General features: G+C 68.5%; 1 protein-coding gene. It reads right to left on the bottom strand.

Features of this window, described 5'->3' with window-relative positions; translation table 11 throughout:
• The coding region (locus BJG92_RS17045; protein WP_232085172.1) for an ATP-binding protein at window positions 1-337 on the bottom strand (337 nt) is incomplete at both ends.

Here is a 337-nt window from a genome sequence, read left to right as displayed (position 1 = left end):
TCCTGCAGCCGGGCGACCCAGCCGGTCGCGGAGTCGAAGAGGACCCTGTGCCCGGCCTTGGCTGCCTTGATGCCGATTCCGACCGCGAGATGGGTTTTGCCGGTGCCGGGAGGCCCGAGCAGGACCACGTTCTTGGCCTCGGCAAGGAAGACGCCGGTGCCCAGATGCGCGATAAGGGTCCGGTCCGCGGAGGGCTGGTGGTCGAAGTTGAACTCCTCGAGGTCCTTGTGCGCCGGGAACCTCGCGGCTTTGATCCGGGTCGCCGCTCCGGAGGCTTCGCGTTCGGAGACTTCACGGGAGAGCACGGCGGCCAGGTACTCCTCGTGCGACCAGCCGG

This window comes from Arthrobacter sp. SO5 (assembly GCF_020532805.1).
GTDB lineage: Bacteria > Actinomycetota > Actinomycetes > Actinomycetales > Micrococcaceae > Arthrobacter.
This window is presented reverse-complemented; position numbering and strand designations above follow the sequence as displayed.